Genomic DNA, 20,263 nt, shown 5'->3' with positions numbered 1-20,263 from the left:
GCCCGCACGCCCGGTGCGCGGACGCACGCCACCGAAGGAGAACACCGTGGCCCCGTCCCGCGACGACCTGCCGCTCTGGCTGGTCACCATCCCCTTCCACCACCTGAGCGGCCACCACAAAGGCGAGCAGACGTTCCTCGTCCCTGCCGCTACCGCAGACGACGCCCGCGAAGAGGCGTGGCGGCAAGCCCAGCTCCCCATCTCACTGCGCCACCGACGCGGCGCCGCCCTGATCCCCACCGGCCCGCTGCTGCTGCACACCGAGTGGATCCACGACTGACCCCGCCCCACCCGGAGGCACAGCCATGACCAGCCCGAACCCCGACAACAAGCCCGCCATCCCCCGCATCCCGATCCCCCGCCCGCGCCGCTCCCCCGAGCCGCGCACCAACATCCCGCCGCAGCGCGACCGCTGACCGCACCGCCACCACACCGGGCCGCCCGTCGGGCGGTCCGGTCTCTGAAAGGAGCCATCGCGATGCCCTGCTACACCGACTTCTCGTTCCTGCTGCAACTGGCGCGGGACGCCGACGCCCCGATCGGCCTCGCCGAGGGCGCGATCGCCCTCGTCTACCCGGACAGCGACGCCACCGACTCCGCTCCGGCCGTGCTCGCCGCCGAACTCCTGGACGACGCCGCGCACGGCCACGCCGCCACCCGGTCCGCCCTGGCCGCCGCCGCACTCACCGGCCAGGAGGCCGCTCCCGCGTGGGCAGGCCGGCAGATCCACCCCTGCGGGCTCACGCATCTCGCGCTGCTTCGCGCCCTGGTTCTCTACGTGGCGCACCGCCTGCCCGAGCGTCCGGACCAGCTGTGCCTTCTCGCCCACGTCCTCGCCCCGCCCAGGACGGGGGGCCGTCTGCCCGCCCGCGTCCTCGCCCCGCAGGCACGCCGATGAGCCACGACGAGGAGCAGCAGCGGCAAGGCTCGCTGCGCGCCGACCTTCACGAGCTCGCCCGCACGCTCCCCGCGCTGCTCGATGACCTGTCGGGCCGGGTCTGGACGGCGTGCACCGAGCGCATCGGCGAGTGGAACCCGTCGCTGCGCCTGGTCCGCGACGATGGGATGCGGGTCAACATCAGCGCGGAGCGGCTGCGCCCCGGGCGGCTCCAGTTCTACGGGGGTGCCGCGGACAGCGTCCGGTACTGGGAGCGGGACGGGGTCGCCATCGGCTCCATGACCGCTACCCGGGCCAAGACGCCCGCGCAGGTCGCGGCCGACATCCGGCGCCGCCTGGTCCCGCTGCTGGACGCGGCGGCCGTCGAGATCGGGGAGCGGCGGGCCCGGCACGCCGCCATGGTCGCCCACGTCGCTCGCGCGGTGCGGAAGCTGGCCACCGTCCCCGGGGTCACCGCCGCGCCGGTGACACCCGAGCAGCGGCGTGACGGCAGAGACAGCCAGCGCTCCCTGAGCTGGAACTGTCAGGCCCCCTGGCGCTCCCCCTGCGCGAGGGTGAAGGTCACCACCGATGCGGGCCGTATCCGGGTGGAGCTGGAGGCCCAGTTCCTGACCCCCGAGATGGCCCGCGCCGCGCTCGCGGCGATGGACGCCGCCTACCGCGCGCAGACCCCGGCCCCCGCGTTCCCCTCGGCCGCGCCCCGGGCCTGACCTTCCCCACTCCCCTGCTGCGCCCGGCCGACCCCGGCCGGGCGCAGCCCCCGCACGCCCTTGGAGGCATCGCCATGACCGTGAAGCTCAAGACCCGCAAGCCCACCGGCCTGGTCCCGTGGCCGTTCGTCCTGATCGAGGGCGAGGAGGGCGCGGGCAAGACCTACGCCGCCGCGCGCTTCTCCGCCTCCAAGCGGATCGGGCAGACCTACTGGGTCGACCTGGCCGAAGGTTCCGCGGACGAGTACGCCGCGATCGACGGGGCCAGGTTCGAGATCGTCGACCACGACGGCACGTTCCGCGACATCCGCGAGCAGGTCGAGGCCGTCCACGCCGAAGCCCGCCGCGCCGCAGCCGCCAAGGAGCCCCCGGTGGTGCTGGTGGTGGACACCGCGACCGCGCTGTGGCGGATGCTCACCACCTGGACCCACGAGCGCGCCCGGCGCAGCCGGTCCAACGCCCGCACCCTCGCCGCCGATCCGGACGCGCCGATCGACGTCGCGATGAACCTGTGGAACGACGCCAACGAACGCTGGCAGCAGGTCCTCTACCTGCTCCAGACGTTCCCCGGCATCGTCATCGTCACCGCCCGCGGCCGTGAGGTCACCGCGATCGACGAGGACGGCAAGCCGGTCAAGCGCGGCAACAAGGTCATGACCGAGTGGAAGGTCCAGGCGCAAAGGGACTTGGGGTTCGACTGCTCGCTGTGGGTACGGCTGCGCCGCGAGCAGCCCCCACAGGTCATCAAGACCCGATCGCTGCGCCTGCGCATCGAGCCGGGCAAGCCGCTCACCCTGCCCGAGCTGGACCTGGAAGACCTCATCTTCACCCGGCTCGGCTGCTCCATGGACACCCAGCCCCGCCAGGTCACCGCCCTGGCAGCGGACCGCACCCGGCCGTGGCTGGACCGCATCGCCCAAGCCGCCGCCGTGGACGAGCTCAGCGGCACCTGGCGCGAGGCCAACCCCGACGCCTCCGGCCTCACTCGCGAGGAAGCGGCCGTCGTCAAGGCCGCGATCCTGCGCCGCAAGGACGAGCTGGAGAACCCGCCCGCCGACCTCGGACAACTCCCGGCCAGCGACACGGACAAGCTCCGCGCCGCCGCCCAGCGCGCCCTGCCCCCGGCCGACGCCGAAGCCTCCTGAACCCCGTCACCTCGCGTCAGCAGCCCAGCACCCCGCAGGGGCGCGGCCCGTACTCCTTGGCCGCGCCCCTGCCCCATCCCCGGAAAGGCGCAGCACCCCATGTCCACCGCCACCGCCGCGCCGGTCTCCGTGTGGGAGGCCGCGCACCAGGTCGACGCCGACCGCCCGCGCTCGCGGCAGACGCAGCTCGGCGCGTCCGACACCGTCTGCCAGCGCCGCGCCGCCTACATCCTCGCCGGCACCGAGCCCACCGACGACGCCGACAAACGCGCCGCGATCCTGGGCACCTACATCCACGAAGGACTGCTCACCGCCGCCCGCACCCGCTACCGATGGCAGGTCGAGCGCACCGTCGCCGACGAGCTGATCCGCGGTCACATCGACGCCGTCCAGTTCGACGAGGCCACCGCGCTCCGCCTGCCCGAACGCCACCGCCCCCGCATCCACGCCACCGCCAGCGAGCAGCAGGGCGTGGTCGTGGAGGACCTGAAGACGAAGTCGACGCATCTGTGGGACCGGGTGATCAAGTACGGGGCGAGCGCCGCCGAGCTGCGCCAGATCTACACCTACGCCCGCCTCCTGCGCACGCACGGGTTCGAGGACCTCAAGGGTCAGCGGCACCTCGCGCGCCTCGGCCCGATCCCCGTGGGCACGCTGCGGTTCCGGTTCGTCAACCGCGACAACGGCGCCGAACACACCCAGGAGTTCCGCTACGACGAACGCGCCGCCGAACACGCCCGCTGGTGGGTCGAACAGGTCCACGCCATCAAGGACCCCGACACCGCGCCGCGCGACTTCGACGGCCCCGGCCTGGACCCGATCTGCGACCACTGCCCGTTCCGCACCCGCTGCTGGCCCCCCACCGACCCGCCCGGAGCCGCGCCGCAGAGCATCCTGGTCCGCGACGACGCCGACCGCGCCGCCGCGCTCGCCGACTACGAGCGCGGCCAACAACTGGAAAGCCACGGCGGCCGCATCCGCAAGCTCGCGCGGGCGAAACTCGACGCCGCCCCGCCCGGCATCTACGGCGACCACCAGCTCACATGGACCGGCGGCAACGCCAAGCCCGAACCCGACATCGACGCGATGCTCCGCCTCTTCCGAGAGGCCGGGCTCCCGGTCCCCACCCTCCCGGACCTAACGGCGATGACCGCGCAGCTGAAGGCCGCGGGCGTCGCGGTGCCCGAGCGCGACAGCCGCTCCCGCACCCCCCGAACGATCAACGTCACCCGCGCCCCCGCCAACTGACCACCCACCCGCCGCGCCGGAGGGCGACTCCGGCGCGTCCCGAGCACCCACCGAGGAGACCTCATGTCCAACACCCCTGCTCTGGTCGGCCTGTCGCTCGGCGCCGGCGTGCAGTCGACGACCTGCCTGATCCTGTCAGCGGAAGACATCCTGCCGAAGATCGATTTCGCCGCCTTTGCCGACACCGGGATGGAGCCGCGCGCGGTCTACGAAAACCTCGACCGGCTGGAGCGGGAAGTTGCCCGGCCCGCCGGAATCGAGATCGTCCGGGTCAAGCAGGGCGAGATCCGCGACGACGCGCTCGACCCGGACACCGAGCACTACGCCCAGATGCCGCTCTACATCCGCGGCCGTGACGGACGACCCCACATGATGCGGCGGCCTGCACCGCCCACTACAAGGTCCGGCCGTTGAAGGCGGAGGTGCGGCGCCGCCTCGGGTACCCCGCCCCGTTTCCGGTGCCGGCGGGCGTGTTCGCGGAGCAGCGGATCGGCAGGGACCCGGACTTCAGGACGGACACGTCGAGCGCCAGGAAGGCACTGACGGCCGTATGGAGGTCTTCCTTCGCGTCGTCATCGTCGTACCCCAGGACGACCACGGAACACGCCGCGTTGCCCAACGCTGGAATGGGCAGCGGCATCCTGCGGTAGCCGTCGTAGGCGTCATCGCAACTTACGGGCCCGAGGCCAGGTATCCGCACGCGCCCACTGTAGGGCCAGCACGGCGAGCCGGCCGCGACCGACTGCGTCAGAACAGGCCCAGAACGGAGCTGCTCCAGCCGAGAGCCGATTTGGTATGCCACTGGGGCCGCTCTCCACGGAGAGCCATGTCTCGCCCGAGACTGAACTCGGAGTGCAGCGGCGAGTCGGCCGCGATGGCCCTGTCCACGAGCTGACGGGCCTGCTCGCGTTCGCCGTGGCTGATCGCGTACTCCACCAGGTCCACGGCAAACCCGGCCAGCAGGGGATCTGGCACTGTCTCCGATAGGCGAGCGGGATCGGCAGTTCTGGTGAACCACGGCAAGGCGGTCTCGCGGAGCTGGTGGACGGCGAGCGTGAGGTGTTCGAGTCGAAGTGCTGGCGTCTCCAGACGCACCTGGTAGTACCCACGAACGTGGTCGAGATAGCTGCTGGCGCAGGCGATGGCATGGACAGAGTCCGGACGAACGAAGGTCAGATCCGGATGAGCGTGGCGCCACCCGCCGAGCACACCGTCCATCACCTGCATGGACTCGGGCCAGGCATCGATTCGGACACCGACACGGTTGTCCGCGCTGGAGGCGAACGAGATCAGGTCCCGTCGAGTACCAGAACGACGCTCCCAGTGCTTACGGGACTTGACCCAGACAAAGCCTTCCGTAGCCAGCTGCCCACCGACCCATGCGCCCGCGGCATCGAACACCTCGCGTGACCCGTGCGCCTCGACCACGAGCCGTTCCAGAGCATCCGTCGACTGAGCGTCGTCCTCTTGGTCCAAGTGGTTCATCGGCGCTTCGGCCACCCGTCCCGATTGGAGTAGGACTCGAAGTCGTAGCGGGTAACCCGGTCCCACTCTTCGCCTGTCGCTCGCTCGTACGCCTGGTCGGCAACGTAGAGAAGCCACTCGCCCTGCAGAGTTGGCGCCGTGAACGGCAGGAAGAGCGCCGGATCGCCGAAGACGCTCTCGTAGACCTCTCTCCCCGCCGCGACCGCCGCGCAGCGGGAGTAAAGGAAGTGGTCACCGGACTGAGGGAACGGGTCATCGGCCGTACCCATGTTCGTTACTGGCAGCAGCCCGAACTTCTCCTGGTCGAGCCTGTGGAGAGCCTCGGCCATGCGCTCACCGAAACCAGTGATCTCGGTTGTCGGCCGCTGTGCCAGCGTCCCAGCCAGCTCGACGCATCGGCGTTGGTCAGCGCGTCCTTCGAGAAGCCCGATCAGCTTCCAGAACTCTTCCCAGGTCATCACCCGCACAGCATCGCACGCACGACCGACAGTCAAACGGAAACGATCTCACCACACACCGTGATCTCCACGGCCGCCGTGAGTCCCCGGTCTGCGACTCCCGCAAACAGCCCAACCCCGCCCATCGCACGCCCGCGTCTCACCGGAAGGAGTGGAACCTCTGACTACCTGCCCAGCAGCGCCACGAGGCCCCATCCGTTACCGAGAATTCTCAATAGCGTGCCCGTACTCCGGTAACGCCCGGCTCAGGCGCCTGCGGGACACCTGCCGCTGCGGTCACCACCTCGATGACCACGACCGGTTCAACGGTCGGCAGGACCAGGCATGCACACATGTCACCGGGACGGGGCGTGAGGCGGAGGTGTGCGGCTGCTCGGGGTTCGACAACCCGGACTGGCGCGACGCGGTCGCGTTCGATGCCGCGATCCGCCACGGCTACGCCCGCGCGATCGCGCGCGGGAGCGCCCTGCACGGCGAGGCGTTCGTGCACCGCAGCATGCTCCCGCTCGACCAGGCGCCCATCGACCACGTCACCCGGTCCGAATGGAAGGAGCGTCAGACCAGCCTGGTCGAGCCCTTCCCCGAGGCCGAGGACGACGACCGCGGCCGCTCCCCGTGGTCGTGTCGTGGCGAGGATGAGGACTGATGCAGTGACGGATTCCCGTTGGACTCACATTCAATTTCTATCTATTATTGAGATGCCATATGGAAGGAGGATCCGTGCACGCCACCACTCCCGCGAAGCCGAACGCACCCCAAGCACCCGCGACCTGGCTCGTCGTCCACGCCCGCGTCACTGACCGCCGCGCCGTCACCGCCGACCTGGCAGTAGCCCTGCCCGATGCAGCAGGCGACGGGGCAGTCCCTGTGCTGACCGCCTTGGCCCTGCACCTGGCCGAGCTCCGCCGCACCAGCACCGACCCCGAACCGGCCGCCCTGCGCAGCGCGCTGGCCCGCGCCTTCCCCGGCCTGCGCGGCTACCCCTACCTGCCCGTCCACGACCCCCGCGTGAGTGTCTGCCTCGACGTCGCGCTCCACCCGGCCGCCGACAGCGGCTGGGCGGGCGTCCAACTGGCCGTCACCGAGCAGGGCACCGAGGCCGGTCGGCACCCGTGGAGCCGGATCACCCGCCGCCACGGCATCCGCGCCGTCCTTCGCCACACCGAAGCCGAACTCGACACCGCCGAACAGCACCAGCACACCCTGGCCCGCACCGACCGATCCGCTGCCCGGCGGGCCCAGCGAGTCGCCCAGATGCGCGGCGCGGTCGCGGCCGCGCTGCAGCAGGCCGAACAGGACGTCCCACCGGACACCCCGCCACCGCCCGCCCTCGGCACCGGGACCCGCCTGGCCACCAGGACCGAGGCCCGGCCGCAGGTTCTCACCGGCGCGCTCACCCGCCCCGTCATGCTGCGCGAAGGCGATGACGGCCCCGTCGCCCGACTGCTCCTCGCCCCGGACACCCCGCCCGTCATCGGCGAGGTCACCGCATCCGTGCTGGTGTGCACGCTGCGCGGCGACGCCGCCCGCCAGGCCGCCGCCACGCTCACGCCCGGCTCCCACGTCCTGGTCGTCGGCGCGATCGCCCACCGCTCCTACACCGGCGAGGACCGCATCCCCCGCGTCGCGATCACCCTCGATGTCCAGCACATCGGCCAGGCCCTGACCTGACCACCGCAGGGCCGCCGGCCCCGCAACCCCTTCGGGGCCACCCAGCCGAAACCACGCCCGGGCGCCGCCCGGCATGAAGGAGGATCAACCCATGTCCGCCGACTCCGCCACCGCCCTGCTCGACCTCGCCGCCCAGGCCCAGCAGCTGACCGACCCCGGCGCTCTGCGCGCCCTGCTCGCCAAGGGCCACCCCTTGTACTGCCAGGCCCTCGAAGACGTCCGCACCCACACCCGTACCCAGGCCGCCGGCTGGAGCGACCAGCAGCTCGCCGAGCACGCCGCCGTGGAAGACGTCGCTGCCGCACCCGGCGCGAGCCGCGAGGAGATCCTCGTGGAGTGGGTCTTCGTCCGCTTCGACGCCACACCCGCCGCGATCGCCTACCAGGCGCTCGCCGAGCGCGCCCACGCCCACCACACCGGCCTCGTCGACTGACCCACGAAGGCGACTGGTGACCTCGCGCCACGGGTCACCAGCCCAGGTCAGCGGCCCGCACCGCGCGAGGTAACCAGCGCTGAAGCAGCTGATCCGTGACCGCCGGACGCCGCGGTGGTGACCCGACTGGTGACCCCAACGCGCTCCCATGGCCCCGTACCGACGACTTCACCAGCCAGAAACAAGAAGCCATGCACGCGATCGTGATCACCACCCACGGCGACGCCCGCGACATCGACCTCCCCGACGAGGCGCACCACGCCGAGATCCGCCGCATCCTCGGCGGCCACCCCGACCGGGCCGTCTAGCACTGCGGGGCGCTGCTGTGGGTCCATGGGAGCGGCGCCCGCGAAGGCCTGCCGTCGAACCTGCCCGCCTGGACCCTCGCCTGCGCCTGGCGCGGCCTCACCCTGGACTACGAACTGTGCGGCGACGTCGTCGTCACCGGCCGCACCGTCGACGGCAACTCGGAGGCGCTCTCCGCGCACTTGGCCGAGCAGGTCCGCGCTGTCACCGCCACCACTCTCGAGACGATCCGGCGCTGGCAGCAGAAGCCCCCGACGTCCAATGAGGCCGGACTGAACGAGCTGCTCGCCTACGCCGCCCGCGACGTCGCCAGGTGACGCTCGCCCAGTGGGCGCAAGAAGCAGGGCGGCCACCGCTGCACGGGGGGAGCAGCGGCGGCCTCGGCTCGACCGTACGCTCCGTCAGGCCGAAGAACCCCGCAACGAGGGATACTCCGTGACTCCCTTGCTGACCAGGATGCCCGTGTGTCCCGTGCGGCGGGCTTCGGCGATGCGGGCGAGGCGACCGTGCTGCCCCTCGTCGAGCACCCTCGCCCACTGCTCGAGGGAGCGGACAGCGTGCTCGGTGTGCTCGGCCGGGTCGAGCCGGGTCGAGCCGGATCGCGCCGATCTGGTCGTCGGTGAGCTGGCCGGTATCGAAGACGAACCCGACCTTCGGGCACGGCCAGGCGGTGGATTCGGCGAGGTACTGCACCAGCAGTACGCGCTCAGGACCGGTGTAGGCGATGCCGGTCTCCTCGGCTCCTTCGCGGCGTGCGGTGTCGAACGGTGTGATGTCGCCGTGGTCGAAGTCTCCGCCGGCCAGTTGCCAGATCGACGGGTTGCGCGCGGAGCGCAGGCACAGGATCCGGTCGTGCTGGTCGGTCCAGTACAGGGCCCCGAACATGGTCGCGCGCGGGATCGTCTCGATGTAGTCGATGGGGTCGAGCCAGGCCATGGGACCCCCGGTGGTGGGTGGTGGCAGCGGCCCGCTCGGGGGTTCGGGCCGCGGCCGCCGGGCGGCGCCTGTCCGCTCCGCCCACGGGCCACGGTAGAGGGGTGGGCGGGGCTCCGCCCGGCGGCCGGACCGTCCGGGAGCCGGATCGGGACCGGCCTACTTGCCGGGGCGGCCGAGCTGGTAGACGTTCCAGCCGGCCAGGCGCCAGCGGTCGGCGTCGAGGGCGACGCGGCAGTCCACGAGTACCGGGTTAGCGGGCAGGTTCACCAGGGCGTCGGGGTCGGCCTGCTGGTACTCGGGCCACTCGGTGGCCAGGACGACCAGGTGGGCGTCGGTGACCGAGGCGGCCAGGTCGTCGGTGTACTCGAGCTCCGGGTTGCGGTGCATCGCCGTGGTCACGGCGTGCGGGTCGTGGACGGTGACGACGGCTGCGCTCCGCTGCAGGGCGTGGGCCAGGGCCAGGGCCGGGCTCTCGCGGACGTCGTTGGTGCCGGGCTTGAACGCGGCGCCCCACACGGTGACCCGGGCGCCCTTGACGGGGTAATCGGCCAAGGCGCGGGTGATGAGCTCCATGGCGACCGGGACGCGGTTGTCGTTGATCTGCTCGGCGGCGAGCAGGAGGGCGGCGGCCCGGTCCGCACCGAGTTGGCGCGCGGAGGCGGTGAAGGCGCGGACGTCCTTGGGCAGGCAGCCGCCGCCGTAGCCGATGCCGGGTCGCATGCCGCCCGCGCCGATCCGCGGGTCGATGCCGAGGATGTCCACAATCTCGGAGACGTCAGCGCCGGCCGCCTGGCACATGTCCGCGACCGCGTTGATGTAACTGATCTTGAGGCCCAAGAAGGTGTTCGCGGCGCCCTTGGCCAGCTCCGCGGTCTGCGGGTCGGTGACGAAGATCGGCACGCCGGTGTCGGTAATCCCGGCGTAGACGGCACGGATGGCCTTTTCGCCTTCCGCGGTGGTGACGCCGGCGATGAGGCGGTCCGGGCGCAGCGTGTCCTCCACCGCGTGGCCCTCCCGCAGGAACTCGGGGTTCCACACGACCTCGACCCTGTCGCCGGCGGGGGCGAGGCGCTGGGCGAGAGCGGTGACCTGGGCGGTGGTGCCGACGGTGACGGTGGACTTGCCGACGATGGTGCAGGCGCGGGTCAGGTGGGGTGCGAGCTGGCGGATCGCGCCGTAGACCTGAGCGGTGTCATAGGAGCGGCCGTCGGCGTCGATCGGAGTTCCCACCCCGATGAAGTGCAGGTCCGCGTGTTCGGCGGCCTCGCGGATGTCGGTGGTGAACCGCAGCCGCCCGCTAGTGCTGTGACCACATAGGTTCGCCGGGTTGGTGGTCGGGACGGTTGGATGTACGGCGACGTCCATTCGTCCGATCGTTGGGGGTGTGGTGGCTGAGCCTGTCCGTGTGCGCAGGTTGACCGACCAGGAGGGGCAGAAGCTGCAGCAGATCGTGCGCCGGGGCAGCACCAGTTCGGTGCGTTACCGGCGCGCGATGATGCTGCTGGCCTCGGCCGGCGGGAACCGGGTCCCGGTGATCGCCCAGCTGGTGCAGGCAGACGAGGACACCGTGCGCGACGTGATCCACCGGTTCAACGAGATCGGCCTGGCCGCTCTGGACCCTCGGTGGGCGGGAGGCCGTCCCCGCCTTCTCAGTCCTGACGACGAGGACTTCGTCGTCGCGACGGCCACCACCCGACCGACCAAGCTCGGCCAGCCCTTCACTCGCTGGTCCATCCGAAAGCTCGCCGCCTACCTGCGGAAAGTCCACGGCCGCGTGATACGCATCGGCCGCGAGGCGTTACGGTCCCTGCTCGCTCGCCGCGGCATCACCTTCCAGCGCACCAAGACGTGGAAGGAGTCGCCCGACCCCGATCGCGACGCCAAGCTCGACCGCATCGAAGAGGTCCTGGAGCGGTTCCCGGACCGGGTGTTCGCGTTCGACGAGTTCGGGCCGCTCGGCATCCGCCCCACCGCCGGATCCTGCTGGGCCGAGCAGGGTTGCCCCGAGCGGCATCCCGCGACCTATCACCGCACCCACGGGGTGCGTTATTTCCACGGCTGCTACTCGATCGGCGACGACACCATGTGGGGTGTCAACCGACGCAAGAAGGGTGCCGCGAACACGTTGGCCGCGCTGAGGTCGATCCGCACGGCCCGCCCGGACGGCGCCCCGATCTACGTCATCCTGGACAACCTGTCCGCTCACAAGGGCGAGACGATCCGGCGCTGGGCGAAGAAGAACCGGGTCGAGCTGTGCTTCACCCCGACTTACGCGTCTTGGGCCAATCCGATCGAGGCCCACTTCGGGCCGCTGCGGCAGTTCACCGTCGCCAACTCCAACCACCGCAACCACACCGTCCAGACCCGGGCCCTGCACGCCTACCTGCGCTGGCGCAACCAGAACGCACGCCACCCCGACGTCCTCGCCGCTCAGCGCAGGGAGCGCGCTCGCATCCGCAGCGAGAAGGGCATCCGCTGGGGCGGCCGTCCCCTCCCCGCCGAGGAGCTTCAGGTCCTCAAGGCGAAGGCTGCATGACGACCTGCTCACCCTCTCCGCTCGGCTCCTCGAAGTTGGCCATGTATCGGTTGAACAGCGTCGCATCCACGGTGACAGCGTTGGCGCCTTCCACGCTGTTGCGTCGCTCAAGGCGACGCTCCAGCGTGGTCCGGTCGGCCTTGAGGTGGACCAGTTCCCAGCGGCAGCCGTGGCTTTCAATCAGCGTCTTGTAGTCGTCGCGGGCGGCGCGACTCCAGAAGCTGTAGTCCACCACTACGTCGCGCCCGGCCAGCATCAGTTCAACCAGCTCCTGCCGTTGCTCGCGGCGGACCTCTTCCTTGAGCTGGTCGAATGCCTCGGCTTCCAGTACCAGGCCAGCATCACGTTGCCCGAGTCGTTGCCAGACCACCTCATCGATGGACAGCCGAGCGAAACCGCGTTGCACCAGTTCCATCGCGTAGGTGGTCTTGCCTGCCCCCGGGAGACCGCACATCAGGACCACCGTGCTCATCTGCTGCGTCACGGAGCCAGGTTAGACCCAAGAACACGCTCGCCTCCGTGGCAACAAAGGGCGCCCGCTGGCAGCGGACCCACTGCGGCCCTACAGACCCGGCGAACCTATGTGGTCAGAGCACTAGCGATGTGGCGGGCCAGCAGCTCGGGCAGGCCCGTCTCGAAGATGGGGCACTGACCGGCGTTGAGCCGGTCGACCTTGGCCTGGTCGACGTCGACGCCGACAACGTCGTGGCCGAGCTCGGCCATCGCCGCCGCGTGCGGGATGCCGAGGTGACCGCAGCCGATCACGGAGACGCGCATGTACGGGGCCCTTGTCTGATCAGACGTCAGGGGCGCACCGTCACCGGTGCGCCCCTGACGCTATCGGGTCTTGAACTGGCCTATGGGATAGCTCAGTTCGGACTGATGTTCACCTTGAGGAGGTCGGCCAGGTGCAGCAGGGCGGGGAGAGCCTCGGCGCGGACCACGACTCGCCGGAACGGGGTGTTGGTGGGACCACGCGCGCGCCCTGAGATGAGGGCCGGTGCCGAGGAATGGCAGTGAAACGGCAGTCGGACGGCATACCGGCGCCGTCGACGCCACCGCACTGTTGAACCGCGGCCGTGTCCGGCCTGTCCGCTTGAGAAGAGGAACGCGGCAATGCAGTCCAGCAACGAGCACAACGACCGTGGAAGCCGTGCTGAGGAACCATCAGCCGCCCTCCCGGCACGCCCGGCAAGCCGTCCGGCCCGCAGCTCGGGCGTGTCCGCTCCCTGACCGGGTACGGTGCTGCGCTCCCGGTCGGCTTCCTCACTCACGTCTCCTCGCTCGTGCTGGTGGCTGTGGGGGCGCTGGCCCTGACGCACACAGTGGCTGCCGAGTGGCAGCGGCGGCGCACGCTGGTGGCGGTGCTGCGCAACGCGCCGCGAGGCTCCGTGGTCGAGCAGGACGGCGGCGCGGGGTACCGATCATGCGGGTCCGAATCGGGGGCTCGCCTCCGCGGACCGGGCGGTGACAGCACGCCGGGACAGCCCGCGTGGACGCGAGAGGCCGCCGCTGACGGGGGCAGCGACAGCCTCTTCCTTCGAAGTACGCCCGACACACCGCGCTGCTCGCCGGGCTGCCGGTGGTGGTACTGCGGGCGTGGGCGCGCCTACGCTCGACGACGTGACTGACGACACGGATTTCCGTTCCCTGGACGGCACTCGACTGTCCGGCACCCTCACCACTTCCTCGGCCGAGCCCGTCGGTTCCGCGGTGCTGGCCCACGGCTCAGGTGTGACCCGGGAGGAAGGCGGCTTCTTCGCACGGCTCGCCGAGGGGCTGGCCGCTGCCGGGGTCACCAACCTGCGCTTCGACCTGCGTGCGCACGGGGCCAGCGCCGGGCGCGCGGCGGACCTGACGATCGCCGGAGTGGCCAACGACATCCGGGCCGCGTCCGATCACCTGCGCTCCAGCACGGGCCAGTCGGGTCCGGTGCACGTCATCGCGGCGTCCTTCTCGGGTGGCGCGGCCGCCCTGCACGCTGCCCACTACCCCGAGGGCGTCGGACGCCTGGTGCTGCTGAACCCGCGTATCAACTACAAGGACATGTACGTCAAGGAGCGCTCCGGCTGGTCCGGTGACTATCTGTCTGCGGATCGTGCGGCTGAGCTCGACCGGACCGGTGCCCTGCCGCGTGTTCCGTTCGAGACCGGCCGGGCGCTGCTCAACGAGGTGTTCCAGCTGCCGGCGCCGGAAGCGCTCTGCGCCCGCGTGCTGTGCCCGGTGCTGATCGTCCACGGGACGAAGGACACGTTCGTCGACGTGAACCTGTCGCGCAGGTACGCCCCCCTGTTCGCCGCCGGTGCGGGAGCCGAGCTGCTCGAGCTGGACGGCGCGCAGCACGGTTTCGCCGTGCACGACGACCCGACCTATGTGGACCCGCAGACGCGGGCGTGGCAGGAAGAGGTGACCGGCAAGGTGGCCCAGTTCCTGGCGGCCTAGCCTAGCCGGCCGCGAGGACGACCAGGCGCTCGTGCAGTTCCCGTACCTGCGGCCGCTGCCGGTACGGGAACAGCGTCCGTGCGGCACCACTGAGCGCGCTGATGGCCTGCCCGGAGCGGACGTCGGCTGCGACTTCGAGCGCTTCGAGAGCGACGGCGGCGGCTTCGTCCGGCTCGCCGATGTCGGCGAGGGAACCGGCCAGGAACGCGCTGTAGTGGGCGTGGTCGCGGGGAGCGAACGCCTGGGTGGTCAGGTGCGTCTGGAACGCCACGATGGCCTCGGCGGGTCGCCCGGCTTCGCGCAGGCGGATCGCCGACTGCACCAGGAGGCGCTCGCGGGTGTAGCCGTCGCCGAGCGGCCCCGTGCACGACGTCGGCCCGGCCGGCTCTTCGGCCTGGTCGAGCGCCGCGTGAGCCCGGTCGAGGACCCGGGCGATCTCCCCGGCGTCACCGCCGGTCATCGCCAGGCCGCGTGCTTCCTGCTGGAGTGCTTCCGCGCGCGGCCTGGGCGGCAGCGTCCACGGGCCGCTGGTCGCAGCCCTGGCCAGGTCGAGCATCCGCGCCGGATCGTCGCGCCCCAGCGCCTGGGCCTGCCGCATGAGCACGTAGGCGTGCATCGCCCCGTCCCCGGTGAACGTGGCCCACTCCTTGGCCTGGCCGTGCCAGTAGCCGACCGCGTGGTCGGGGGAGCCGACATCGTGGTGCAGCCACGCAGTGAACTCCGCTGCCCGGGAACCGAGGAAGAGTAGCTCGCGGCGGACGTCCGGCCGGGCGCCGCGGGCGGCGGTGCTGATCACCGACAGGACCCCGAGCGCGGCTGGCATGGCCCGGTGCGACCCCCTCGTCAGATCCATGCGGGCGGTCTCATCGAGCGCGGCACCGAGGTGGGCGACCAGTTCATGGTCGGCGTACCGGTGGGCGTCCCGGACGGCGGCAGTCAAGTGCTCAAGGGCAGCGAGATCGAGCAGCGGGGCAGCCCCCGCGAAAGCGGCACCGAGGAAGCTGCGACGGCGCACGTCGTCCTCCACAGGGAGCGTGGGTGGGATGACCGCTGCAGGCGGTGACGGGGGCAGTGTGCCCGAACCCGGCTCCGGCTCGGAGGACAGCTCCAGGCCGAGGACCTTGATCAGGAACGGCAGCCACGGCCCGGGCCTGCGCCGGTTCGTCTCCCACCGGTAGACGTCGTTCGCCGTGCACGTCTCCCAACCGGACTCGTGATTGAGCAGGTCAGCCAGCTCTGTCTGAGTGAGCTCGCGGGCCTTGCGCGCCTTCTTGATCATGGGACCGAGTCCCGAACCATCGCTCCGAGGCACAGGCGTGACCCCCTGTCAATCTGCCAGCCGCCCGGCCAGGATGGCAGATCCCGAGGCAGATCCACACCCAGCGCGACAGGTCGTTCACTGTTCGTGTGGCCGCCCCTCCCCGCCCGGAGCCCTGCTCCCTCGGTAGCCGGCCGCACCGTCTCCCGGCCTGCCGCGCTGTCCCGTCCGCGCGGCAGGCCGGCACCCAGCCGACCGACCAGGAGCCCGCGATGCCCGCTGTCCTCCCCCGCCGTCAGCCCAGAACGCACCGGGCCTCGCGCACACCGTCTGTGGCAGTCCCCCTGACGAACCCCGACTTCCCCAAGGCGTCCACCGAAGCGAAGGGCGACCCACGGCCACAGGCCGTGCGCAGCGTCGTGGACGAGCACCAGAACGAACTGGGGTACTGCGTCGTGTGCTGCACCACGTGGCCCTGCGAGGTGGTGCTCGCGCAGCTCAGCACGACCGGGTTCGCATCGTGAGGACCGCCCGACCGCGGCCCCGGGCCGACACGCTCGGCCACACGTTGCACCCGCTGATCGGCCGCCGCGTGGAGGACGTCGCCTCCGGGCGCACGGGCACACTGCGCGCCGTCGTGAACACCCCGACGCGCACGCCCATCGGTACCCGCACCGTGCGGCTCGCCTACCTCCTGCCCGACGGCGGCGGAGTCGAGTGGACGACGGATCCCGACAACCTGCGCGAGATCACCGCATGAACACCGAGCAGGAGGAGCACACCGTGACGACCGACCTCCAACCCACGCACGGGCTCATGGGCGAGCGGGGCGCGCTCATGCCGGTCGAGTGGACCAGCCCGGGCGCGGCGCGCGGGCGGGCGGCGGAGCTGGTGAGCCGGTACCGCGCCCAGCGCCGGGAGATCGCCAAGAACCCGCACCTGGACCAGGAGTGGGCGCGCGAGGCCGTGCGCGCCCCGGGCCTGCTGGACGCGGTGACCGAGCTGCTCGGTCCCGACGTCGCGGTGGAGAACACCTTCCTGGTCATCAAGTGGCCCGGCCGACCGTTCGTCGTGCCCTGGCACCAGGACGGCACCGGCAAGAACGTGGAGCTGGACCCGGCGCGCAGCGTCGCGGCGTGGCTCGCGCTGACCGACGCCGCCAACGACAGCGGCGGGCTGCTGATCATCCCTGGCAGCCATCAGGGCGGCTACCTGCCCGTGGCCAAGGAACCGGAGACGGGCGCCTCGCGTGGCCGGGCCGACACCTCCCAGGGCGTCACCGGCGCCGAGCGCGCGGTGCCGCTGCGGGTGCGGGCCGGGTCCGCGGTCCTGATGGACTCGCGCCTCGTGCACTGCTCCGGCTCCAACCGCAGCGCCGGCGCGCGCGTCGCACTGAACATCCGCTACGTCGCCCCGGGCGCCATCGTGCGCCGCAACCCCCAAAGCCCCAGCCTGACCCCGGTCTCCGGGTCGGGCTGGTAGCACCGTCCATCCACCGGTTCCACCGAGAGGAGCACGACCGTGAGCATCCTCGACACCCTCGTCCAGGCCGACGCGGTGACCCGCGTGCGGGTCCTGACCGGGGAGGACGCCGACGCGGAGCGCCGCGCCGACAAGAAGCCGATCGGCAAGTCCGACTGCACCTACTACTGCCCCGACGCGGCCACCGCCGAGCGGTGCATCGAGGCCCTGCGCGCGTCCGACGAGCGGCTGCGCGAGCGCCCGGAGGAGCTGATGCTCTGGGACTGGCAGTGCACCTACTGGGAGGCCGAGCCCGGCAACCCGAACGGCGGCGGCACCGTCCTGCTCGGGGTCGCCTGGTACGACGAGGCGTTCTTCGCCGATCGGCGCGACGCCTGGTTCGGGGCGATGCACCAGCGCATCTACCAGCAGCTGGGCATCCCGCTGGAGAACATCACCGTCACCCACTGGTCCCTGATCGCCTGACCTGAGACCGACGTGAAAGGGGTCGGGGTCCTGGCCGCCGGAGGAACCCGACCCTTCCGCTACACCCGCGCGGGCGCCCGCTCGGCCGCAGTCCGGTTCGCGGGCAGATCCAGGAGGCGCACATGCCGGACCGTCAGCGGGACCGTCGCCGCAAGAACGACCAGCACGGCCGCCGCAGCGAGCGTGGGGCGCAGGCCGATCCAGGCCGTGAGCGGACCGGCGATCAGATAGCCGACCGGCACCGGGGCGAGCTGCCCCAGTCCCGCGTACGCGGACGCGCGGGAGAGCCGATCGGCGGGGACGCGGGCCTGCATCAGCCCGGCCCAGGTGGTGATGGCGAACGCGCACCCGGTGCCCGCCACGACGGTGGAGACCACGAGCAGCGGCACCCAGCTGGTGGAGGACATGGCCGCGAGCGGGACGGCCAGGAGGCCGTTGCCCAGGCACACCACCACCCCGACCCGGGTCGGCTTCCACAGCAGCCCGAGCGCGGCCCCGGCGACGACGCCGGTGGTGAAGCCGGACACGATCGCGCCCCAGGCTGCCGCGCCGCCGAGGTAGCGCTGGCCGAAGACCGGGCCCAGCAGCTCGTAGCCGACCAGCCAGACCGGGACGAGGCAGGCACCCTGAACGACCATGATCCACAGCCAGTGTCGGGACCGGAAGTCGTCCCACCCCTCGCGGAAGTCCTGCCCGAACGTGGACGCGGTCTTGAGCCGGTCGGCACCCAGGCCCAGGCGGGCGAACAGCGCGGCGGCGACAGCGAAGGTGAGCGCGTCCCAGGCGATGGCCCAGGCGGGGCCGGCGAGCGCGACGACGGCGCCGCCGAGGGCGGGGCCCGCGACCTTGACCAGGTTCTGGCCCATGCGAAGCAGCGCGTTCGCCGAGTGCCGCAGCTCGGCGGGGACGACCTCGGTCAGCACCCCGGCCGCCGCCGGGCCGAAGAACGCGGCGGCGCTCCCGCAGACGGCCGACATGACGACCAGCTGCCACACCCGGGCCTGCCCGGACCACAGCAGCACCGCGGCGCCGGTCTCGGCGACGGCCGGGACCAGGTTCGTCCACACCATGACCCGCGCCCGCGACCACCGGTCCGCGACGACGCCGCCGACCAGCTGGAACGCGATCTGCGGCAGCATCCCGGCCGCGAGGATCCAGCCCAGGCTCGACGCGGTCCCGCCGATCCGCAGCGCGGCGAACGCCAGGCCGATCGGGGAGACCGCCGCTCCGGCCGACGACAGGGTCCGGGCGGAGAAGTGGAGCCGGTAGGCCGGCACCGCGAGCGGGGCCGCGGCCTCCCGCAGCCTGACCCGCAGGCCCAGCCTGGCCGCCGCCGTCCCACCGCGCATGATCCAACTCCGCCCAGGAAGCACGAAATCCCGGTGCCGAGGTGGCTACCGGGAAACCTGCCCACACCCTACGCCCCACCCACCAGCGTGGGGCGCAGACGCACCAACAACCCGTCTCCGCTCACCCGTTGGAGGAATCCGTGCACCACCCCCCAGCAGATCGGGCACCGGCCAGCTGCCCCGCGATAGCGCTGGCCGCAGCCGAGGAGGTGTGCGGCCCGGTGACGCTGGAGCCGGTGACCGACCGGCGCGGCTCGGCCGTCTGGCGGGCCACAGGGCCGAGCGGCACCGCAGCAGTGAAGGCCGGCACCCAGATGGGCGCGGACATCACCGAGCGGGAGGCGACGGTACTCGGCCGGCTTCCCGGCTACACCGTCGCCTGCGGCCGCGACGGCGATACGGCGTGGCTGGTCACCCCGTGGTGGGACGGCCCCTCGACGTGGGAGGTGTTCGCGCCGGTCCGGGCCGGGATCCAGGACCGGGCCGCGCTCCTTGCCGCCGCGCAGCTGTGCCGAACTGTGGCCGATCTGCACGCCGACGGATGGGTCCACTGCGACCTGCAGCCCGAGCACGCCATCCACACCAGCGGCGGCGTGCGACTCCTGGACTGGTCGTGGGCCTGGTCCCCGGACTTTCCCCCGTCGCCGCTGTTCCGGGGCGGGCTGCCGCACCTCCTCGCGCCTGAACTGGCCGCGTCGATCAGCGTCGGCATCCAGCCCGTCCAACCCGGCCCGGCGTGCGAGACCTACACCCTCGCCGCCCTGCTCTGGCGCTGCACCACAGGTGGGTGGCCGCTCGACTACGCCGCGCACGACCTCGACCCCGACCAGCTCCGCGCTCCGCAGCTACGCGCCCTGATCGCCAACCGCGCGATCCCCCTCACGAAGCCGGCCACGTGGCCCGCACTGCTGAACGTGCTCCGCCCCGCCCTGCTCGCTCCACGCACCCAGCGCCCCAGGGCTGCCGACCTCGCAGCCCGGATCGCCGCCCTCGCCCTGGAGGCCCGATGACACCGCGCCGCGCCACCCCCGACGACGCCGCCGGCCTCACCCAGCTGCGCCTGATCATGCACCAGGCCGTCAAGCCACACTGCGGCCTGGACTGGATGCCCGCCTGCGAGGCGGCGTTCGCCCGCGCCCTGGCCGAGCAGGAGAGCATGGCCGTGTTCGTGGTCGACCACCCCGACGGCCCCGGGCTGATCGCCTCCGCCATGGGCGTCTGGCACCCCTCACTGCCCGGTCCCACCACCACCGCCATGCGCTCCGGGGAGATCGGGTCCGTCGCCACCGACCCCGACCACCGCCGCCGAGGCCACGCGCGCGCCTGCGTCGCCGCCGCCCGCGACTGGCTCGTCGACGAGGGCTGCGAACGCGTCCGCCTCACGCCCGCGCCCGACGCCACGGCGCTGTACGCGGCCCTGGGCTTCGCACCCAGGGACACG

The 20,263-nt window shown here is 71.9% G+C and carries 24 protein-coding genes and 2 pseudogenes; 17 read left to right on the top strand and 9 right to left on the bottom strand.

Features of this window, described 5'->3' with window-relative positions; translation table 11 throughout:
• The first annotated feature begins 46 nt into the window (after positions 1–46).
• The 6 genes from BMY61_RS41605 to BMY61_RS41580 all read left to right on the top strand — a co-directional run bounded on the left by BMY61_RS41605 (position 47) and on the right by BMY61_RS41580 (position 4,415).
• Entirely contained in the window at positions 47–280 is a 234-nt protein-coding gene (locus BMY61_RS41605) for a hypothetical protein (RefSeq protein WP_042459557.1), read from the top strand.
• A gap of 198 nt (positions 281–478) precedes the next feature.
• The gene (locus tag BMY61_RS41600; protein WP_042459554.1) at positions 479–898 is read left to right on the top strand and encodes a hypothetical protein; all 420 of its coding nucleotides are present in this window, start codon (positions 479–481) and stop codon (positions 896–898) included.
• Positions 895–1,608: a hypothetical protein gene (locus BMY61_RS41595; RefSeq protein ID WP_042459552.1), complete on the top strand. Its 714-nt coding sequence runs from the start codon at positions 895–897 to the stop codon at positions 1,606–1,608. The genes BMY61_RS41600 and BMY61_RS41595 overlap by 4 nt, the downstream gene beginning before the upstream one ends.
• 74 nt (positions 1,609–1,682) lie before the next feature.
• Positions 1,683–2,753, top strand: coding sequence for an AAA family ATPase (locus tag BMY61_RS41590; RefSeq protein WP_052439489.1), 1,071 nt, complete (start codon positions 1,683–1,685; stop codon positions 2,751–2,753).
• A 99-nt stretch (positions 2,754–2,852) separates the two neighbouring features.
• Positions 2,853–4,001 (top strand): PD-(D/E)XK nuclease family protein, encoded by a 1,149-nt coding sequence (locus BMY61_RS41585; RefSeq protein ID WP_042459549.1) that lies wholly within the window; start codon positions 2,853–2,855, stop codon positions 3,999–4,001.
• Positions 4,002–4,064: 63 nt separating this feature from the next.
• Positions 4,065–4,415 (top strand): hypothetical protein, encoded by a 351-nt coding sequence (locus tag BMY61_RS41580; protein ID WP_052439488.1) that lies wholly within the window; start codon positions 4,065–4,067, stop codon positions 4,413–4,415.
• On the opposite strand, the gene BMY61_RS41575 is transcribed toward BMY61_RS41580, so the two are convergent.
• Genes BMY61_RS41575 through BMY61_RS41565 form a run of 3 tightly spaced genes read right to left on the bottom strand, consistent with a single transcriptional unit; the run spans position 4,396 to position 5,944 of the window.
• Positions 4,396–4,701 carry a hypothetical protein gene (locus BMY61_RS41575; protein WP_143094796.1) on the bottom strand — a complete coding sequence of 102 codons (306 nt, stop codon included), beginning with the start codon at positions 4,699–4,701 and terminating at the stop codon, positions 4,396–4,398. The genes BMY61_RS41580 and BMY61_RS41575 overlap by 20 nt on opposite strands.
• A gap of 47 nt (positions 4,702–4,748) precedes the next feature.
• The gene (locus tag BMY61_RS41570; protein ID WP_143094795.1) at positions 4,749–5,501 is read right to left on the bottom strand and encodes a hypothetical protein; all 753 of its coding nucleotides are present in this window, start codon (positions 5,499–5,501) and stop codon (positions 4,749–4,751) included.
• On the bottom strand, positions 5,483–5,944 hold the full coding sequence (locus BMY61_RS41565; RefSeq protein ID WP_042459605.1) for a DUF4240 domain-containing protein: 462 nt from the start codon (positions 5,942–5,944) through the stop codon (positions 5,483–5,485). The genes BMY61_RS41570 and BMY61_RS41565 overlap by 19 nt, the downstream gene beginning before the upstream one ends.
• A 361-nt stretch (positions 5,945–6,305) precedes the next feature.
• On the opposite strand from BMY61_RS41565, the gene BMY61_RS41560 reads away from it, so the two are divergent.
• The 4 genes from BMY61_RS41560 to BMY61_RS48530 all read left to right on the top strand — a co-directional run bounded on the left by BMY61_RS41560 (position 6,306) and on the right by BMY61_RS48530 (position 8,671).
• A complete protein-coding gene (locus BMY61_RS41560) occupies positions 6,306–6,590 on the top strand; it encodes a hypothetical protein (protein WP_052439486.1) in 285 nt (94 codons plus the stop codon).
• Between the two features lie 74 nt (positions 6,591–6,664).
• Entirely contained in the window at positions 6,665–7,615 is a 951-nt protein-coding gene (locus BMY61_RS41555; protein WP_042459535.1) for a single-stranded DNA-binding protein, read from the top strand.
• A 91-nt stretch (positions 7,616–7,706) separates the two neighbouring features.
• Entirely contained in the window at positions 7,707–8,048 is a 342-nt protein-coding gene (locus BMY61_RS41550) for a hypothetical protein (RefSeq protein ID WP_042459532.1), read from the top strand.
• 488 nt (positions 8,049–8,536) lie between these two features.
• On the top strand, positions 8,537–8,671 hold the full coding sequence (locus BMY61_RS48530) for a hypothetical protein (protein ID WP_269083994.1): 135 nt from the start codon (positions 8,537–8,539) through the stop codon (positions 8,669–8,671).
• 385 nt (positions 8,672–9,056) lie between these two features.
• Here the strand turns inward: BMY61_RS48530 and BMY61_RS48920 are convergent.
• Both BMY61_RS48920 and BMY61_RS41540 read right to left on the bottom strand, forming a co-directional pair.
• Positions 9,057–9,239: pseudogene (locus tag BMY61_RS48920) on the bottom strand (NUDIX hydrolase); the annotation flags it as partial.
• 207 nt (positions 9,240–9,446) lie between these two features.
• Entirely contained in the window at positions 9,447–10,655 is a 1,209-nt protein-coding gene (locus BMY61_RS41540) for a UDP-glucose dehydrogenase family protein (RefSeq protein ID WP_042459529.1), read from the bottom strand.
• Positions 10,656–10,677: 22 nt separating this feature from the next.
• Here BMY61_RS41540 and BMY61_RS41535 point away from each other — a divergent pair, with 22 nt between their 5' ends.
• Positions 10,678–11,826 (top strand): IS630 family transposase, encoded by a 1,149-nt coding sequence (locus BMY61_RS41535; protein WP_342342564.1) that lies wholly within the window; start codon positions 10,678–10,680, stop codon positions 11,824–11,826.
• Here BMY61_RS41535 and BMY61_RS41530 read toward each other — a convergent pair.
• Both BMY61_RS41530 and BMY61_RS41525 read right to left on the bottom strand, forming a co-directional pair.
• Entirely contained in the window at positions 11,807–12,310 is a 504-nt protein-coding gene (locus BMY61_RS41530; RefSeq protein WP_201777651.1) for a P-loop nucleotide/nucleoside kinase family protein, read from the bottom strand. The genes BMY61_RS41535 and BMY61_RS41530 overlap by 20 nt on opposite strands.
• A gap of 110 nt (positions 12,311–12,420) precedes the next feature.
• Positions 12,421–12,603: pseudogene (locus BMY61_RS41525) on the bottom strand (NAD(P)-binding domain-containing protein); the annotation flags it as partial.
• Between the two features lie 846 nt (positions 12,604–13,449).
• Between BMY61_RS41525 and BMY61_RS41520 the strand changes: the two are divergent.
• Positions 13,450–14,268, top strand: coding sequence for an alpha/beta hydrolase (locus tag BMY61_RS41520; RefSeq protein WP_042459597.1), 819 nt, complete (start codon positions 13,450–13,452; stop codon positions 14,266–14,268).
• A 1-nt stretch (position 14,269) separates the two neighbouring features.
• Here the strand turns inward: BMY61_RS41520 and BMY61_RS45700 are convergent, their stop codons facing one another.
• Positions 14,270–15,547 carry a helix-turn-helix transcriptional regulator gene (locus tag BMY61_RS45700; protein WP_052439485.1) on the bottom strand — a complete coding sequence of 426 codons (1,278 nt, stop codon included), beginning with the start codon at positions 15,545–15,547 and terminating at the stop codon, positions 14,270–14,272.
• Between the two features lie 499 nt (positions 15,548–16,046).
• Here BMY61_RS45700 and BMY61_RS41510 point away from each other — a divergent pair, with 499 nt between their 5' ends.
• The 3 genes from BMY61_RS41510 to BMY61_RS41500 are packed head-to-tail and all read left to right on the top strand — an operon-like array spanning position 16,047 to position 17,473.
• The gene (locus tag BMY61_RS41510) at positions 16,047–16,286 is read left to right on the top strand and encodes a hypothetical protein (RefSeq protein WP_042459520.1); all 240 of its coding nucleotides are present in this window, start codon (positions 16,047–16,049) and stop codon (positions 16,284–16,286) included.
• A complete protein-coding gene (locus BMY61_RS41505) occupies positions 16,283–17,008 on the top strand; it encodes a phytanoyl-CoA dioxygenase family protein (RefSeq protein WP_042459517.1) in 726 nt (241 codons plus the stop codon). The genes BMY61_RS41510 and BMY61_RS41505 overlap by 4 nt, the downstream gene beginning before the upstream one ends.
• 39 nt (positions 17,009–17,047) lie before the next feature.
• A complete protein-coding gene (locus BMY61_RS41500) occupies positions 17,048–17,473 on the top strand; it encodes a hypothetical protein (protein ID WP_042459514.1) in 426 nt (141 codons plus the stop codon).
• Between the two features lie 59 nt (positions 17,474–17,532).
• On the opposite strand, the gene BMY61_RS41495 is transcribed toward BMY61_RS41500, so the two are convergent.
• Positions 17,533–18,822: an MFS transporter gene (locus BMY61_RS41495; protein ID WP_052439484.1), complete on the bottom strand. Its 1,290-nt coding sequence runs from the start codon at positions 18,820–18,822 to the stop codon at positions 17,533–17,535.
• Between the two features lie 140 nt (positions 18,823–18,962).
• Between BMY61_RS41495 and BMY61_RS41490 the strand changes: the two genes are divergently transcribed.
• Both BMY61_RS41490 and BMY61_RS41485 read left to right on the top strand, forming a co-directional pair.
• A complete protein-coding gene (locus BMY61_RS41490; protein ID WP_052439483.1) occupies positions 18,963–19,832 on the top strand; it encodes a serine/threonine-protein kinase in 870 nt (289 codons plus the stop codon).
• Positions 19,829–20,263, top strand: a 435-nt coding sequence (locus BMY61_RS41485) for a GNAT family N-acetyltransferase (RefSeq protein WP_075004272.1), incomplete at its 3' end; no start/stop codon positions are given. The genes BMY61_RS41490 and BMY61_RS41485, both read left to right, overlap by 4 nt.

It is taken from the genome of Streptacidiphilus jiangxiensis (assembly GCF_900109465.1).
Lineage (GTDB): Bacteria > Actinomycetota > Actinomycetes > Streptomycetales > Streptomycetaceae > Streptacidiphilus > Streptacidiphilus jiangxiensis.
Note: the sequence above shows the minus strand (reverse complement) of the source record. Positions and strands in the feature narration are given on the sequence as shown.